Origin of the sequence: Methylorubrum sp. SL192, assembly GCF_026672325.1 — a bacterium.
In the GTDB taxonomy this organism is placed as follows: domain Bacteria; phylum Pseudomonadota; class Alphaproteobacteria; order Rhizobiales; family Beijerinckiaceae; genus Methylobacterium; species Methylobacterium extorquens.
On record NZ_JAPPQV010000003.1, the window covers coordinates 4,940,001 to 4,955,000 of the forward strand.

The following is a 15,000-nucleotide window of genomic DNA, read 5'->3' on the forward strand; positions in this document are numbered from 1 at the left end:
TGGCCAGGCAGGGCGTCAATCGGAAAACCGCGGAAAATACGAGAAGGGCCGTTACGGAGCCCGCCTGCCGCGTCCGTGGGGCACTCCGTGAGCGGAGTGCCCCCCCTTTCAGCCGCGCGTCCCCCAGCGAACGCCCTCACGGTTTTGACCGGCGGCCTGCTGGCCAATCGCCGGGCCGCTGGCGCGACCGGGGCGATGCGTTGACTGGGTCGACTCGCTGTGCGGAGCCAGGAGATCGGGCACACCGGCTTGCGCTTCGGTGCCGCGCCCTTGCGCGAACTGCCCCGCCTTGCGGAACCGCCAGAGATAACCGGGCACGACAGCCTCGACCGCCGTCGGCACGATGCCGAGCGCCTCGATGGTGCGCCCCTCCGCCTTCGCGGCATCCGAGACGACGTTGTCGACCTGCAGCAGGGCGACCTGATCGCGCGTCAGTTTGAGGTTGGCCGGAAGCAGACCGAGGGTCAGCGTATCGGCGATCTCGATCACCCGCGCCTGCAGGCGCGCCACCGGCTCCGGAAGGTCGAGCACGGCGCGTCGGCGCATCGTCACCTCGAGCATGTAGCGCACGAAGTATTCGAGCGTATTCACCTCCGGCCCGCCGAGCTCGTAGACCCGGCCGCCGGGCGCCAACCCATCGACCGCGCGGGCGATCGCTTCGGCGACATCGCCGACGAAGACCGGCTGGAAGCGGGTCTGCGCACCGGCGAGCGGCAGGGCCGGCAGGAAGGTCGCGAGCGAGGCGAAGCGGTTGAAGAAGCCGTCGCCGGGTCCGAAGACCAGCGAGGGACGAAAAATCACGGCATCGGGAGAGGCGCGCAGCACCTCGGCCTCGCCGAGCGCCTTGGAGCGGGCGTAGAGCGAGGGTGAATCCGGGTCCGCGCCCAGCGCCGAGACATGGACCAGCTTCGCCCCGACCGCCGCGGCGGCTCGGGCAATCTCGCCAGCTCCTTCCGTCTGGAGCTTCGAGAAGCGCTGGCTGCCCGATTCCTGCAGGATGCCGACGAGGTTGATGACGATATCCGAATGCTCGACCGCGCGGCGGATCGAGTCGGGATAGCGAAGATTGGCCTGGACGCCGACGATCTGACCGACCTTGCCGAGCGGTTGCAGGAACAGGGCGAGATCGGGCCGGCGCACGGCGACGCGAATTCGATAACCGCGCTTTGCCAGGGCCCGCACCACGTGGCGCCCGAGGAAGCCGGAACCGCCGAACACGGTCACGAGCTGCGATTGCGGGCGGGTGGTCGCGCCGGGCGCGGTGACGAGGCTGCTCATGGCCGATGGAGGCCCCTTTATCTCGGGTGACACGTCGAGACGGGCGGCATGACCGCACACGGCCGACGAGCCCCGGAGCGCGACCGTCGGCAGCACGCTCCTTAGACCAGTTTGAAGGCGAGAGCAGCCTGCCGGCTTGAGGAAAATGGAACGGATCGCGCATCGTTCCAAGAGGTGGTTGCCGGCTCGTTCTCCTGACCGAGTCTTGGGTGATCCTTAGGCGCCCCTTGGGCGACCTGCGGCGCAATCCTTCATCGGCCGCTGAAGCGCCCCTCGCGCAGGAAATGCAGGGTCTCGGCGGCCAAGCGGCGGTTCCACATCATCGTCGGGTGCGCGGCCGGCAGCACGATGTGATCGGTCATCCCGTCGAGGCGGGTGCGCGCGACGGTGACGCGTCCGTCGTTCGGCCCCGGCAGCAGCAGCGAGCCCAGAGGGTAGAGGCTGCGGCTGCCGGCGATGATGCCGAGCGGGTAATCGACCCGGCCGAAGAGGCGCGCCTGCGCTGCCCCGCGCTCCGTGCCGAGTTCGGCACCGGCCGGGCCGAAGAAGCGGCGGTAGGCCGCGAAGCGGTGCAGCGCATCGGCGATTTCGCTGCCGCCATTGGGCGGACCCAGCATCACCACGCGGCCGAGGTTGTCCGGCCGGTGCCGGGCCAGGAGCACGCGGGCGACGAGGCCGCCCATGGAATGGGTGACGATGTGAAGGCGCGTCACGTCCTCACCGAAGGCTGCGACCGTCGGTGCAATCGCTTCGGCAATTTCGGCGAGTCCGAGCCGCCGTGCCGGATAATCGAGGTTGAGGGTGACGTAGCCGGCGCGTGTCAGCCGGCGCTCCAACGGGCGCAGCGAGGCGGCCCGGCGGGCGATGCCGTGCAGCAGGAGAACACCTTCGGTCCCGTCGGCGCTCGTTCCGCTCATGGCCGCAGGGCCATCGCGAGCGTCGTGTCGGCGAATGCGGTGCAGAGGAGAGCGGTCATCGTCAAATTTTTTCGACGCATGGATGAAGAGACACGCAATGCTCCCGACGAACTCTGCGTGTTCACGCTTATGGGGCAACGGCGGATCAGCCGTCGATACAGGCAGAGTGCGGCCTGCCGCACTTCGATCCGCGGGCATTCCCTGGCAGGGTCGCCGCAGGGATTCGCAGCGAGGCGTGTGGGGTGTCGGCGACGGAGGAAGCCACGGAGCGAGACGAGCGAACCGGTTCGGGCCGCCTCCTCCTGCTCTTTGCCACGCTCTACGGCGCCTATGGTGCGCTCTCACCCTTCCTGCCCGCGTTCCTCGAAACGCGGGGATTGGGACCGAGCGAAATCGGAACGTTGCTCTCCGCCGCGATGCTGGTGCGGCTTGCCGCCGGGCCGCTGACCGGGCGGCTTGCCGACCGGCACGGCGCCGTTCGGGCCTTCCTGGCCGGAGCACTTGCCCTCTCGGCGGTGCTGACCCTGGCTTTCCTCGGGGGTCACGGCTCCTTCGTGCTGTTCGCCGTCGCCCTCGCCCAGGCGGCGGCGACCGCGCCGCTCGCGCCGCTGGCTGATACGGTGGCGCTCGCCGGCAGTCGTGACGGAGCCGTCTACGGCTGCATTCGCGGCGCCGGCTCGGCCGCCTTCATCGCAACCACCGTTCTCGCCGGCTCCATCATCGGGATCTTCGGCTACGGCGCCGGTCCTCTGGCCTGCGGCGTCCTGTTCGCCGCCGGGGCCGCGCTGACATTGCGCCTCGCGCGGAATGCCGGGCCCGCGATGCCGGCCGAGGACGCGGGCGGCGGGTTCGCGGCGCTTGCCGCGGATGCGCGCTTCCGCCGGCTCGTCCTGGCCGCCGCGCTGGTGATCGGCGCGCATGCGATGCACGACGCCTTCGCGGTCATCGTCTGGCAGGCGGCGGGAATCGGGCCGCGGGTGGCGGGCCTGCTCTGGGCGGAAGCGGTCCTGGCCGAGGTGATGGTGTTCCTCTGGCTCGGGCCGCGGCTCCTGGCGCGGATCGGGCCGGATCGGGCCCTGGCGCTCGCGGCGCTTGCCGGAGCGTTGCGCTGGGCCGTGCAGGCGCAGACCTCCTGGCTGCCCGGCCTCGTCCTGATCCAAGCGCTGCACGGGCTGACCTTCGCGCTCCTGCATCTCGCCTGCCTGCGGCTGATCGTGGAGACCGTGCCGGAGCAACGCCGGGCGACGGCGCTGACAGTCTACGGCACCTTCGGGCTCGGGCTCGCCTCCGCGCTGATGCTGCTGCTCTCGGGCTCGCTCTACGATCATGTCGGCACGAAAGGGTTCTGGGTGATGGCCGCGGTGAGCCTGTCGGCCGTTCCCGTTGCGCGGGGGCTCTCGGACATCCGATAAGGGGCGAGCCGCATTCGCCTTCGCGGAGCGGAACATATATAGAACAAATCAGACTGCTCTCGTGATTCCCTTCTCGTGATTCCATGCCTGCCGTCGCCGAAATCCTGATCCCGCTCGCGCTCGACACCGCCTACAGCTACGCGGTGCCGGCCGGGCTGACCCTCGCCGAGGGCGACATCGTGCAGGTGCCGTTGGGTCCGCGCGAGACGATCGGCGTGGTCTGGGGGCTCGACGAGCGGGCCTCGGGGGGAAACCTGCGGCCGGTGACGGGCAAGGTCGAGGCGCCGCCGCTCTCGGATTCTCTGCGCAAGCTGGTCGATTGGCTCGCGCGCTACACCCTGGCGCCGAAGGGTTCGGCGCTCGCCATGGCCCTGCGCCTGCCCGACGAGACCGCCCGCAACGAGGCGCCGCGGGTCGGCGTGCGCGCCGCCGGCAAGCCGCCGACCCGGCAGACGGTCGCCCGCGGCAAGGTGATGGCTGTCGCCGCCGACAACGCGGTGCGGGGCAAGAGCGCGCTCGCCAAGGAGGCCGGGGTCTCGCTCAGCGTGGTCGATGGACTGATCGATGACGGCGCGCTGGAGACCGTGGCGCTGATGCCCGAGCCCGTGGCGCTGCCGCCTGACCCGGACCATCCGCGGGTGCCGCTGTCGGATGCGCAGGCGGAGGCGGCGCACGCGTTGATCGCCGACGCCCTTTCCCCCGCCGATGCTGCGACTGGTGAGACGATCCTCCTCGAAGGCGTCACCGGCTCGGGCAAGACCGAGGTCTATTTCGAGGCGGTAGCCGAGTGCGTGCGGCAAGGGCGGCAGGCCCTGGTGCTGATGCCGGAAATCGCGCTGACGGCGCAATTCCTCGACCGGTTCGCCGGGCGCTTCGGGGCGCGGCCGGCGACCTGGCATTCCGGCATCGGCGGCAAGCGCCGCGAGCGGCTGCGGGCGGGTGTGGCCGCGGGCGAGGTCTCGGTTGTGGTCGGCGCCCGCTCGGCCCTGTTCCTGCCGTTCCGGAATCTCGGCCTGATCGTCGTCGATGAGGAGCACGAATCCGCCTACAAGCAGGAGGACGGCGTCCACTATCACGCCCGCGACATGGCGGTGGTGCGCGGCAAGATCGAGGGCTGCCCGGTGGTGCTCGCCTCGGCCACGCCGTCGATCGAGTCGCGGGTCAACGCGCAGAGCGGGCGCTACCGCCACGTCGTGCTCCCCGGCCGCTTCGGCGGGCGGCCGATGCCCGACATCGCGGCCATCGACATGCGCCTCGACAAGCCGGAGCGCGGGCGCTTCCTGTCGCCGCCGATGGTGAACGCGGTCAAGAGCACGCTGGCTGCGGGCGATCAGGCGCTGCTGTTCCTCAACCGCCGGGGCTACGCGCCGCTCACCCTGTGCCGGGCCTGCGGCCACCGCTACCAGTGCCGCAACTGCTCGACCTGGCTCGTGGAGCACCGCTTCCGCCGCGCGCTGGTCTGCCACCAATGCGGCTACGCCGAGCGCAAGCCCGAGGCCTGCACCGAGTGCGGCGCCTTCGATCACCTCACGCCCTGCGGGCCGGGCGTCGAGCGGATCGCCGAGGAGGTGACCGAGCTGTTCCCCGAGCAGCGCATCGTCGTGCTGTCGAGCGACTTTCCCGGCGGCGCCGAGCGGCTGCGCCAGGAACTGGAAACGGTGGCGGCGGGCGATTGCGACATCGTCGTCGGCACACAGCTCGTGGCCAAGGGCCACAACTTCCCGCACCTGACCCTCGTCGGGGTGCTCGACGCCGATATCGGTCTCACTTCGGGCGATCCGCGCGCGGCCGAGCGCACCTTCCAGCTCCTGCAGCAGGTGACGGGGCGTGCGGGGCGCGGCGAGCGGCCGGGACGCGCCCTGGTGCAGACCTACCAGCCCGAGCATCCGGTCATCGCCGCCCTGCTCTCGGGGGATGCCGACCGCTTTTACGAGGAAGAGATCTGGGCTCGCGAGGCCGCGGGGCTTCCGCCGTTCGGGCGGCTCGCGGCGCTGATCGTCTCCGGGGAAGAGCGGGAGAAGGCCGAGGCGCACGGTCAGGCGCTCGCACGCGTCGCCGAACCGCCGCCCGGCGTCTCCGTGCTCGGGCCGGCAGAGGCGCCGCTTGCGCTGATCCGCGGGCGCTGGCGATTCCGGCTGCTGGTGAAGACCGAGCGCGGCATCGACGTGCAGAGTTATCTGCGGGATTGGCTGGCGCGCGGACCGAAGCCGCGGGGTAACCTCAAGGTCGCAATCGACGTGGACCCGCAGAGCTTCCTATAATCGCGTCCGTCCGCCGTCGGTCGAGGTCGCTCGCAGTTTCCTGCCGGCGCGCTCGTCCTCGGCTCATTCGAGGAGCGCCCCGCCTTGCTGACCTATGAGAAGAAGCCCGATTCCGCCATCGCCGAGATCGTCGTCGATGGGAAGATCTCCGACGAGGAGATGAACACGGTCATGACCGCGATGAAGGCCGACCTCGACAAGGGCGGCCGCATCAAACTCCTGGAAGATATCCGTAGCTTCGAGGGCATGGAGCCGGCGGCCTTCTTCAAGGACCCGCGCTTCGGCATCTCGATGATGAAGGGCGTGAGCCACGTCGCCCTCGTCACCGATGCGACCTGGCTCAAGGCCGTGGCCGAGACCTTCGGCTTCGTCTCGCCGGTGCAGATCAAGGTGTTCGAGCGCGCCCGCATCAGCGAGGCGCGGACTTGGCTCGAAGCGGCCGCCTGACGCGGTACGGACCGCTCCCGTACGAACGCACGAAAAAGGGGCGAGCCTTACGGGCTCGCCCCTTTTTCGAACAACAGACGATCAGGTTACTCGGCGAGCGCGGTCCGGAGCGTGTGGCGCTTGGCGACCCAACGGCCGGTGCACAGGCCGCCGGAGACGCGCCACGTGCCGGAGCCCGAGCGGGCCTGGAGCCGGCCCGAGGCGGTCCCGTTCGCGGCCGAAGCCGCGACGTTCAGGCCGACACCCCCATCGGCCCCGACACGGCCGCTCACCGTGGTGCCGCCGGAAGCCACCGTCGTGACCGGGCGGACCTGTCCATCCCGTACGGCCAGGGTGTAGCTGTATTGGGCGTCACACATGCCGCTTTCAGTCACGAGTTGGACCGACCACGTCCCATCGAAATCTCCCGCCATCGCCGGCGAGGCAAGCACGGCGGCCAGAGCAGCGGTGAGGGCGAACTTGAGCATGCAGTATCCAACTCAGCGACGCGGGTGAGGCGCACGGTGCGCCGTCGCCTGCGCTGTCCGTACCGTCGATCTGTGAGATGTCTGCACTCTAGCGAAACAAGAGGCGATAATATGACGCCAACGAATGATTGTTCCTGACAGCAAACCACGGCTGTTCGCCCGACGATCGACGTGCCTCCAAAACAGAAGCGTCGCCATTCGCGCTTTTTATGCACCACCGTGTTGCAAGCGCAGCCTTAAAGACTGCGGGCACGCGTTCTTGAGATGCAGGGATAGCCGGGCCCATGCACGCGAAGGGGTCGAACCCCGCTGCCTAATCGGTGCAGGAGTGCGGCGCGCCCTCAAACGGGCGGCCAGCCCGATTGAACGCCGGTGCGAGGGGCTGGCCTCGCAACTGGCGAAAGCTGTTCCGAGAAGGGCCGTCAGGCAGACGGTTCGGCGAGGCGCGCCCGGTGGCGATCGAGGGCGTCGCGCAGGCTCGGCATGAAGGTGGAGGTGGCGTCGAGACCGGCCACGCCCTCCACGAGCCGGTCGAGGGCCCGCACCTGCGCATCGAGACCGCCGAACGCGGCGAGATAGGCCCAGATCGCCTCGTCGGCCTCGGCGACCGGAACCGGTTGCTCGGATGCGAGCAGCGCCGAGAAGATATCCAGGGTGGTGTCCAGGTTCGCCACGTCGAATCCGTTTCGGGGGCATTCATCGGGTTGGGCTGTGGTGCGCTCCGCCGAGATGAATGCCGGTTCGGCGGAGCGCGTGTCGAAACGAGGGGCCGTCCGCGCGCGGGAATCAGCGGTGGCGGGTGCCGCCGAGCAGGCTCGCCGCCGCGGCGAGCCCGACGCCAGCGACCACCGCCGCCGTCGTGAGCGGATGGAGCGTGCCGCGGGTATAGAGGCTGCGGCGCATGACGTAGCCGGGATGGCTTCCGGCGGTCTGGCCACCGACGCCCGCCTGATAGAGCGATCCCTCGGGGCGGCGGGGTGGCTCCTCGCGCATCTGCAGGCCGGCCATACCGCTTCCGACCGCATCGAAGACGCGCGGCGCCACCGCTTGGGCCGCGCTCATGATCCGGCCGCCGCCGCCGACATAGATGTCGCGGCGGGGATGCACCGCCGCATGGAGGATCGCCTCGGCGACCTCTTCGGTGCGGTAGACCGGCGGCGGTAGCTTCGGCTCGCGGTCGGTGTAGTTGCGGGCATGGGCCGGAAAGGGCGTGTCGATCGCCGCCGGCTTGATGAGGGTGACCGCGACCGGCGCGCCCTCCTCCTTCAGCTCGATGCGCAGGGAATCGGTAAAGCCTTTGATGGCGTGCTTGCTCGCGCTGTACATACCCTGGAGCGGGAAGGCGACGTCGGAGGCGACGCTGCCGAGGTTGATCAGCGTGCCGCCGCTCTCCTTCAGATGCGGCAGCGCCACGAGCGATCCGTAGACCACGCCCCAGAAGTTGACGTCGAACAGGCGGCGGTGGTCGCTGTCCTCGATCTCTTCGAGCCGACCGATGATGGAGAGGCCGGCATCGTTCACCCAGGTGTCGATGCGGCCGTAGCGGTCGATCGCCGTCCGGGCCAGGGCCTCGACCTGCACCCGCTCCGAGACGTCGGTGACGACGTGAATCGCCGCGCCGCCATGCCGTTCGATCTCCGCCTGGATCTCGGCCAGCGCCTCCCCGTTGCGGGCAGCGAGCACGACGCGCGCGCCGCGTGCCGCGGCCATGCGGGCGGTCGCCAATCCGATGCCGCTGGACGCACCGGTGATGACGATGACCTGCTGGTCGAGCGGCTTCTTGGGGGCGCTCGGCATGCGCATCTCCTGGGATCACATCGGATGAGGGAGGCGGCCGGGTCCTGCAGGGTGCAGCGTGGTCTCGGAGCCTGTCAGGAGTGAACCCGGCCGCCAGCGGCCCAGTTTCGGCCGCCTCGGAACGGCCGGGCGCCTCAATCGGCGATCAGGACCACGCGCCCAGGATCTCGTCGGTCGAGGCCGTTTCGATCTGCTCGCCGAAGCGGCTCTGGTAGAGGAACATCATCGCGTCGTAGGTCTGGTCGGCGGACGAGCACACCGCATCGCAGGCGACGATCACCCGATAGCCGCGATCGACCGCGCCGAGGATGGTGGCCAGCACGCAGACATCGGTCTCGCCACCCGTCACCACGAGGGTGCCGATCGCCTCCGCCTCCAGCAAACCGGCCAGTTCGGGCTTCAGCCAGGGCGAGTAGACCAGCTTGTCGACCACCTTGGCCGGCGGCACGAAACGGGTCACGCTCGGCACCAGATCGACCATCTCGGGTCCGAGCGCTTCCAGCGTCATCTTGGGCCAGTGCTCGTAGTAGCGCCGCCACGCTCCCCGACCCTCCTCGGGCGAACGGAGCGGCACGAAGCGGGTGAACACGGTCCGCTCCGGATGGGCGGCGGCGATGCGCTCGATGTTCGGCAGGATGCGGGCGAGCCAGGGCGTGTGCCAGTCGGTCTCCTCGGAGAACATCCGCTGCGCGTCGACGCAGAGATGGGCGGCACGCGGGCCGAGATCGCCGAATTTCAAACCGTCTTTGCGCGCCATGGCTCGCTCCGAGACCTTTCTTCTTTGTGCTTTTAGTTCGGGTGGAAGACGACCTTGACGCAGCCATCCTTCTTGTCGCGGAAGGTCTTGTAGAGGTCGGGCCCGTCCGCGAGGTCGGCAGAGCGGTGGGTGATCAGCGAGGCGGTGTCGAACTTGCCCTGCTGGATCAGCTTGGTCAGCGGCTCGAGGTAGCGCTTCACGTGCGTCTGACCGCTCTTGAGGGTCAGGCCCTTCTGGACGATCGCCCCCATGTTGACGGGGATGGGCCCACCGTAGACGCCGGGCACCGAGACGATGCCGCAGGGCCGCACCGCGCGGATCGCTTCCATCAGGGCGTAAGGCCGCTCGGTCGAGGTCAGCTTCTCCTGCAGCGTCGAGATCACGCTAGAGAGGCCGTGGCCGGCGCTGGCTTCCATGCCGACGCAGTCGATGACGCCGTCGGCGCCCTCGCCCCGGCTGATCTCCTTGATGCGCTCGAACACGTCCTCCTTGGCGAAGTCGATGATGTCGGTCGCGCCGTATTTCCGGGCGAGCGCGAGACGCTCGGGCACCGTGTCGATAGCGATGATCCGCTCGGCGCCCATAATCTTGGCCGACTGGATCGCGAACAGGCCGACAGGCCCCGCGCCCCAGACGGCGATGATTTCGCCGCCCTTGATCTCGCAATGCTCGGCGCCCTGCCAGCCGGTCGGCAGAATGTCGGTGAGGAACAGGACCGATTCGTCGTCCATGCCCTCGGGCACCTTCATCGGCGCCACATCGGCCATGGGCACGCGCACATATTCGGCCTGCCCGCCGGCATAGCCGCCGGTGATGTGCGAGTAGCCGAACAGGCCGGCAGTGGTGAAGCCGAACTGCGCAGCGGCCATCTCGGCGTTGCGGTTCGAGCGCTGGCAGACGGAATAGTTGCCGAGCTTGCACTGGCGGCACTCGCCGCAATTGATGTTGAAGGGCACGACGATGCGATCGCCCTTCTTGAACTTGGTGAAGCCCGGCGCGGTCTCGACCACCTCGCCCATGAATTCGTGGCCGAGCACGTCGCCCGACTTCATCGTCGGCATCTGTCCGTCCATCAGGTGGAGGTCGGAGCCGCAGATCGCGCAGGAGGTCACTTTGATGATGACGTCGCGGGAATCCTCGATCGAGGGATCCGGCACCGTGTCACAGCGAATGTCACCCTTGCCGTGCCAGCACAGTGCTTTCATCAAACGTCCTCGAAGCGTGGAAGGCGGTGCCACTCAGGGCATCCGCTCAGGAACCCCCGCTGCGTACGGCCAAGTTCCCACCCGACTTTTCTGCGGACGCCGTTCAGACGCTCCGGCAGCCGGCCGGCGTCAGAGCTTGATCCCGAGTCTGCGGTTCAGACGGGTCACGAGCCAGACCGTGCCGATCGCCACGCAGACGCCCCAGCCGACTTCCAGCACCCGCGACCCCGCCATCCGCTCCACCGGCCCGAGATGCGGCACCAGCAGGATGATGGTGGCGGTGATCCCGGCCAGCCGGCAGGCACTCGCCACGTTGACGAGCCAGCAGGCGAGGATCGCGAGCACGACCGTGGCCGCGTAGGTCGGCAGGGACGGTCCCAGGGTCAGGTAGGCGGCGAGCCCGATCAGGCCGCCGATCGCGGCGCCGCTGAACTGGTCGCGGGCCGTGGAGCGGGTCGCGCCGAACTCGGTCTGCGCGACGGCGACCGCCGTGATCGCCGCCCAGAATCCCTCGCGCAGGCCGAGCACCTGCGTCGGCAGATAAGCGACGATGGCGGCGACCGCCGACATCACACCATGCGCGAGCCCGCCGGAGAAGCGGCGCCGCAGCGGCAGGCGCTTGCGCAGCCGCGTGACTTGATCCCGCAGCCAGCGGATGCGGCTGGTATCGCGGTCGGCCCGGCGCGTCTCCTCGACGGCGGCCTCCGCCCGCACGACATCCGCAGCGGCACGCTCCACCGCATCCTCTCCCTGTTCACGGCGTAAAGCCCGCTCGGCCCGCATCCGTTCTCCCTTCAAGCCTGACGATCCTCGCCCGGCCTAGAGGGCGAGCGAACACATCAACGCGCACGGATGCCGGCGGAACACAGGTGCGGTGCGCGACGATTCGGCCGAACCCGACTCGCGCGGCGGGGTTGTCCGGGCATCCCTCACAGCCGACAGCACCGGAGCAAGGTCGATGGAATCCTTTCCGAAGCCGCCTTTTCCCGACCAACCGCAGCCGATGCCCGGCGCGACCAACGCCATGAATCCGAAGCCCGACCACGGCGAGACGAGCTACAAGGGTTCCGGCCGCCTGGAGGGCAAGAAGGCGATCATCACCGGTGGTGATTCCGGGATCGGCCGTGCCGTCGCGCTGGCCTATGCCCGCGAAGGCGCCGACGTGCTCATCTCCTATCTCGATGAGGAGGAGGACGCCGCCGAGACACGCCGTCTGATCGAGGAAGCCGGCCGTAAAGCCGTGCTGGTGCCGGGCAATATCGGCGATGCCGCCCATTGCAAGCGCATCGTCGATCAAGCGGCCGAAGCTTTCGGGCGCGTCGATATCCTCGTGAACAATGCCGCGCATCAGGCGACCTTCAACGATCCGGAGGAGATCTCGGACGAGGAGTGGGAGAAGACGTTCCAGGTCAACATCCACGCCATGTTCTACCTGACCAAGGCCGTGCTGCCGCACATGCGCGAGGGTTCGGCCATCATCAACACGACCTCCGTCAACGCCGACACGCCGAGCCCGCAGCTGCTGGCCTACGCCACCACCAAGGGTGCGATCCAGAACTACACCGGCGGCCTCGCGCAGATGCTGGCCGAGAGGGGCATCCGCGTGAACTGCGTCGCCCCGGGCCCGATCTGGACGCCGCTGATCCCCTCGACCATGCCAGCCGAGAAGGTGAAGCAATTCGGCTCGCAGGTGCCGATGAAGCGGCCGGGTCAGCCGAAGGAGCTCGCGCCGGTCTACGTGATGCTGGCCTCCGACGAGTCGAGCTATGTCTCCGGTGCCACGGTGGCGGTGACGGGCGGCAAGCCGATCATCTGATTTCGCAAAAATTCAGAACGGATGCGTCCGGCCCTCTGGGGCGGGACGCCTTGGCCGGGAGCCCGCTTTGAAAAACCTTCACGGAGCCGTCGTCGTCATCACCGGTGCTTCGAGCGGCATCGGGCGTGCCGGGGCCCTCGCCTTCGCGCGAGCCGGTGCCCATGTCGTCGTCGCCGCACGGCGGCGGGCATTGCTCGAACGGCTCGCCGGGGAATGCAGCCAATACGGTTCCGCGGCGCTCGCCGTACCCACCGACGTGACCGATCCGCAGGCGGTCGAGGCCCTGGCGCGGGCGGCGGAGGATCGGTTCGGCCGCATCGACGTCTGGATCAACAATGCCGGCACCGGCGTGTTCGGCCCGTTCCAGGATGCGCCGCTCGACCTGCATCGTCGCACCGTCGAGGTGAACCTGTTCGGAGCGATGCACGGTGCTTACGCCGTGCTGCCCCGCTTCCTCGAGCGGCAGCGGGGCATTCTCGTCAACATGGTCTCGCTCGGCGGCTGGGCGCCGGCTCCGTTTGCCGCGGCCTACACCGCGAGCAAGTTCGGCCTGCGCGGCTTCTCTGCGAGCCTGCGCCAGGAATTGCGACGCTCGCCCCATATCCACGTCTGTGCGGTGTTTCCGGCGATGGTCGATACGCCGGGCTTCGTGCACGGCGCCAACGTTTCCGGCCGCACCCTCGACCCCGGCCCAATGCTCTACGCCCCCGAGGAGGTGGCCGAGACCCTCGTCCACGTCGTACGCCACCCCCGTGACGAGATCGCGGTGGGCTGGCCTGCCCGTGCCGCCCAGGCGGCCTACGCCCTGGCGCCGGGCCCGACCGAGCACCTGATGGGCCTTGCTCTCAACCGGGCCCTGGACCGGGCCAACCCCGCCCCGGTGACGCACGGGGCGCTCCGCGCACCAGTCCGCGAAGGCACCGCATCGGATGGAGGCTGGCTCGCGCGCAAACGGCTTCCGTCGGCCTCGACCTTGAGCGGACTCGGCATCACCGTCGTCGGCATTGGGGCTGCTCTGGCCCTCGGCCGCCTGATCGGTGGCCGGCGATCGAAACGGTGAACGCGAAAGCCCCGGAGAAAACCCCCGGTTAAGCCTAAGCCCCTATCACCGGGCCATCGAGCCTGGTGACGAAAGGAGCGCCGATGACCAGGGACCAACTCGCGATTGAATTGAAGCGCATGGCCTCCTCGCAGGTCAGCGACATCGAGCGCGCGGTGAAAGCGGGGCACAAGACCATCGCCCTGAACGAACTGGCCGATCTCGACCGCCAGCTCAAGGCGCTGGCCGCCGCCCTCAAGGCCAAGCCCGTCATCCGCGCCTGAGACGAGACTTCCCCCGCGACAGCACCGGCCCCGCCCTCCCGGGCGGCGGCCGCGCGCCCATCCGTCTCGGAATTCACGGCGCCCTTCAATGTGAGGCGGGCCGTCCGTTCAGAGCACCCGGCCCCGTCCGATCGACCTCAGCGATCGCGGCTCAGCAACACCAGCCAGCCGATCCCGAGCACCGCCACCGTCATCCCGATGATGACGAAGGCCGGCGTGCCGAGATCAATGAGCCGCGGCGCGAGCTGCGTCGCGAAGGCCGCCACGACGAGGCCGACGGCGACCCGAGCGGCCCCCCGCTCGATGCCCCGCACGAGCTTGTCCATTCCCTTCAGCTCGATCTCGACGGTGACGCGCCCCTGCTTGAGGCGCACCAGCATGAGATGGATCAGCGTCGGCAGTTCGGAGGCCGCGCCGTAGAGGCCGGTACCGAGCGATTCCGCCTTACGCATCAGGCCGCGCAGCGAGAATTGCGAGCGCATGCTCGCCCGCACGGTCGGGCCGGCGGCGGCGAACAGGTCGAAAGCGGGGTCGAGCTGGCGCATGACGCCGTCGGCGGTGACGAGCCCTTTGAACAGGATCGCCAGATCGGTCGGCATCGCGAGATCGTTCTCGCGGGCCATGGTCATGAAGTCGGTGAGCACGAGCCCGAGATTGAGCGGGATCGAGGAATGGGCCTGCACGAAGTTCTGGGCGGACTGTTCCAGCTTGCTCAGGTCCGGATTCGAGGTGCCGGTCCAATCGAGGAGCGTGGCCATCAGGCCATCGACATCCTGCTTGAGCATGGCGCCGATCAGGACGAGGAGCTGCTGGCGCCGCTTCTGCGACAGACGCCCGACGATGCCAAAATCGATGAAGCCGATCCGGTTGCCGGGCAGGATCAGCAGGTTGCCGGGATGCGGGTCGGCGTGGAACACGCCTTCGATCAGCGCCATGCGCAGGAAAGCGTCGCAGCCCTTCTGCGCCAGCGCCTTCTTGTCCGCTCCCATCGTCCGCAGCGCGGCGGCATCGTTCGGCGAGATGCCGTGGATGAACTCCTGGACGAGCACCCGCTCGGAGCACCACTCCCAGAAAATCTTCGGGATGACGATGTCGTCCCGTCCGGCGAAGATCTCGGCGATCATCTCGCAGTTGCGGGCCTCGTTGAGCAGATCGAGCTCGCCGTTGAGGCCGTTGGCGAGGTGGCGCATCTGCTCTTGAGGCTGGTAGCGGGCCATCTCCGGCCACTCGGACTCGACGATGCGGGCGCCGTGCGCCATCAGCCGCAGATCCGCCTCGATGATCTTCCGCAGCCCCGGCCGCAGAACCTTGACCACAACC

At 68.9% G+C, this 15,000-nt stretch carries 15 protein-coding genes (1 of these 15 cut by a window edge); 6 read left to right on the plus strand and 9 right to left on the minus strand.

Annotated elements, in window-relative coordinates; genetic code table 11:
* Positions 1 to 108: 108 nt before the first annotated feature.
* Positions 109 to 1,278: a complex I NDUFA9 subunit family protein gene (locus OVA30_RS23975; RefSeq protein ID WP_003606587.1), complete on the minus strand. Its 1,170-nt coding sequence runs from the start codon at positions 1,276 to 1,278 to the stop codon at positions 109 to 111.
* Positions 1,279 to 1,529: 251 nt separating this feature from the next.
* Positions 1,530 to 2,195 carry an esterase/lipase family protein gene (locus OVA30_RS23980; RefSeq protein WP_268177215.1) on the minus strand — a complete coding sequence of 222 codons (666 nt, stop codon included), beginning with the start codon at positions 2,193 to 2,195 and terminating at the stop codon, positions 1,530 to 1,532.
* A 242-nt stretch (positions 2,196 to 2,437) separates the two neighbouring features.
* Here OVA30_RS23980 and OVA30_RS23985 point away from each other — a divergent pair, with 242 nt between their 5' ends.
* The 3 genes from OVA30_RS23985 to OVA30_RS23995 all read left to right on the plus strand — a co-directional run bounded on the left by OVA30_RS23985 (position 2,438) and on the right by OVA30_RS23995 (position 6,315).
* Positions 2,438 to 3,607: an MFS transporter gene (locus OVA30_RS23985; RefSeq protein ID WP_268177216.1), complete on the plus strand. Its 1,170-nt coding sequence runs from the start codon at positions 2,438 to 2,440 to the stop codon at positions 3,605 to 3,607.
* An 83-nt stretch (positions 3,608 to 3,690) separates the two neighbouring features.
* On the plus strand, positions 3,691 to 5,868 hold the full coding sequence (locus OVA30_RS23990; RefSeq protein WP_268177217.1) for a primosomal protein N': 2,178 nt from the start codon (positions 3,691 to 3,693) through the stop codon (positions 5,866 to 5,868).
* 84 nt (positions 5,869 to 5,952) lie between these two features.
* Complete coding sequence (locus OVA30_RS23995; protein ID WP_012252703.1) at positions 5,953 to 6,315, plus strand: STAS/SEC14 domain-containing protein; 363 nt, start codon at positions 5,953 to 5,955, stop codon at positions 6,313 to 6,315.
* A gap of 86 nt (positions 6,316 to 6,401) precedes the next feature.
* On the opposite strand, the gene OVA30_RS24000 is transcribed toward OVA30_RS23995, so the two are convergent.
* The 6 genes from OVA30_RS24000 to OVA30_RS24025 all read right to left on the minus strand — a co-directional run bounded on the left by OVA30_RS24000 (position 6,402) and on the right by OVA30_RS24025 (position 11,324).
* On the minus strand, positions 6,402 to 6,782 hold the full coding sequence (locus tag OVA30_RS24000; protein ID WP_003605789.1) for a hypothetical protein: 381 nt from the start codon (positions 6,780 to 6,782) through the stop codon (positions 6,402 to 6,404).
* Positions 6,783 to 7,204: 422 nt separating this feature from the next.
* The gene (locus OVA30_RS24005) at positions 7,205 to 7,456 is read right to left on the minus strand and encodes a hypothetical protein (RefSeq protein ID WP_003605792.1); all 252 of its coding nucleotides are present in this window, start codon (positions 7,454 to 7,456) and stop codon (positions 7,205 to 7,207) included.
* Between the two features lie 112 nt (positions 7,457 to 7,568).
* Entirely contained in the window at positions 7,569 to 8,579 is a 1,011-nt protein-coding gene (locus OVA30_RS24010; RefSeq protein ID WP_268177218.1) for an SDR family oxidoreductase, read from the minus strand.
* A 145-nt stretch (positions 8,580 to 8,724) separates the two neighbouring features.
* Entirely contained in the window at positions 8,725 to 9,336 is a 612-nt protein-coding gene (locus OVA30_RS24015; protein ID WP_268177219.1) for a cysteine hydrolase family protein, read from the minus strand.
* A gap of 32 nt (positions 9,337 to 9,368) precedes the next feature.
* Positions 9,369 to 10,541 (minus strand): zinc-dependent alcohol dehydrogenase, encoded by a 1,173-nt coding sequence (locus OVA30_RS24020; protein ID WP_012605793.1) that lies wholly within the window; start codon positions 10,539 to 10,541, stop codon positions 9,369 to 9,371.
* Positions 10,542 to 10,670: 129 nt separating this feature from the next.
* Positions 10,671 to 11,324, minus strand: coding sequence for an FUSC family protein (locus OVA30_RS24025; RefSeq protein WP_268177533.1), 654 nt, complete (start codon positions 11,322 to 11,324; stop codon positions 10,671 to 10,673).
* Positions 11,325 to 11,499: 175 nt separating this feature from the next.
* On the opposite strand from OVA30_RS24025, the gene OVA30_RS24030 reads away from it, so the two are divergent.
* The 3 genes from OVA30_RS24030 (at position 11,500) to OVA30_RS24040 (ending at position 13,680) form a co-directional block, all read left to right on the plus strand.
* Positions 11,500 to 12,357, plus strand: coding sequence for an SDR family oxidoreductase (locus OVA30_RS24030; RefSeq protein WP_012605795.1), 858 nt, complete (start codon positions 11,500 to 11,502; stop codon positions 12,355 to 12,357).
* A gap of 67 nt (positions 12,358 to 12,424) precedes the next feature.
* Positions 12,425 to 13,417: an SDR family oxidoreductase gene (locus OVA30_RS24035; RefSeq protein WP_268177220.1), complete on the plus strand. Its 993-nt coding sequence runs from the start codon at positions 12,425 to 12,427 to the stop codon at positions 13,415 to 13,417.
* A gap of 83 nt (positions 13,418 to 13,500) precedes the next feature.
* Positions 13,501 to 13,680, plus strand: coding sequence for a hypothetical protein (locus OVA30_RS24040; protein WP_003604447.1), 180 nt, complete (start codon positions 13,501 to 13,503; stop codon positions 13,678 to 13,680).
* Positions 13,681 to 13,817: 137 nt separating this feature from the next.
* On the opposite strand, the gene OVA30_RS24045 is transcribed toward OVA30_RS24040, so the two are convergent.
* Positions 13,818 to 15,000, minus strand: the 3' portion of a protein-coding gene (locus tag OVA30_RS24045; protein ID WP_003604446.1) for an ABC1 kinase family protein. It continues 449 nt past the right edge of the window; the window shows 1,183 of its 1,632 coding nt (coding positions 450-1,632); its start codon lies beyond the right edge, outside the window; the stop codon is at positions 13,818 to 13,820.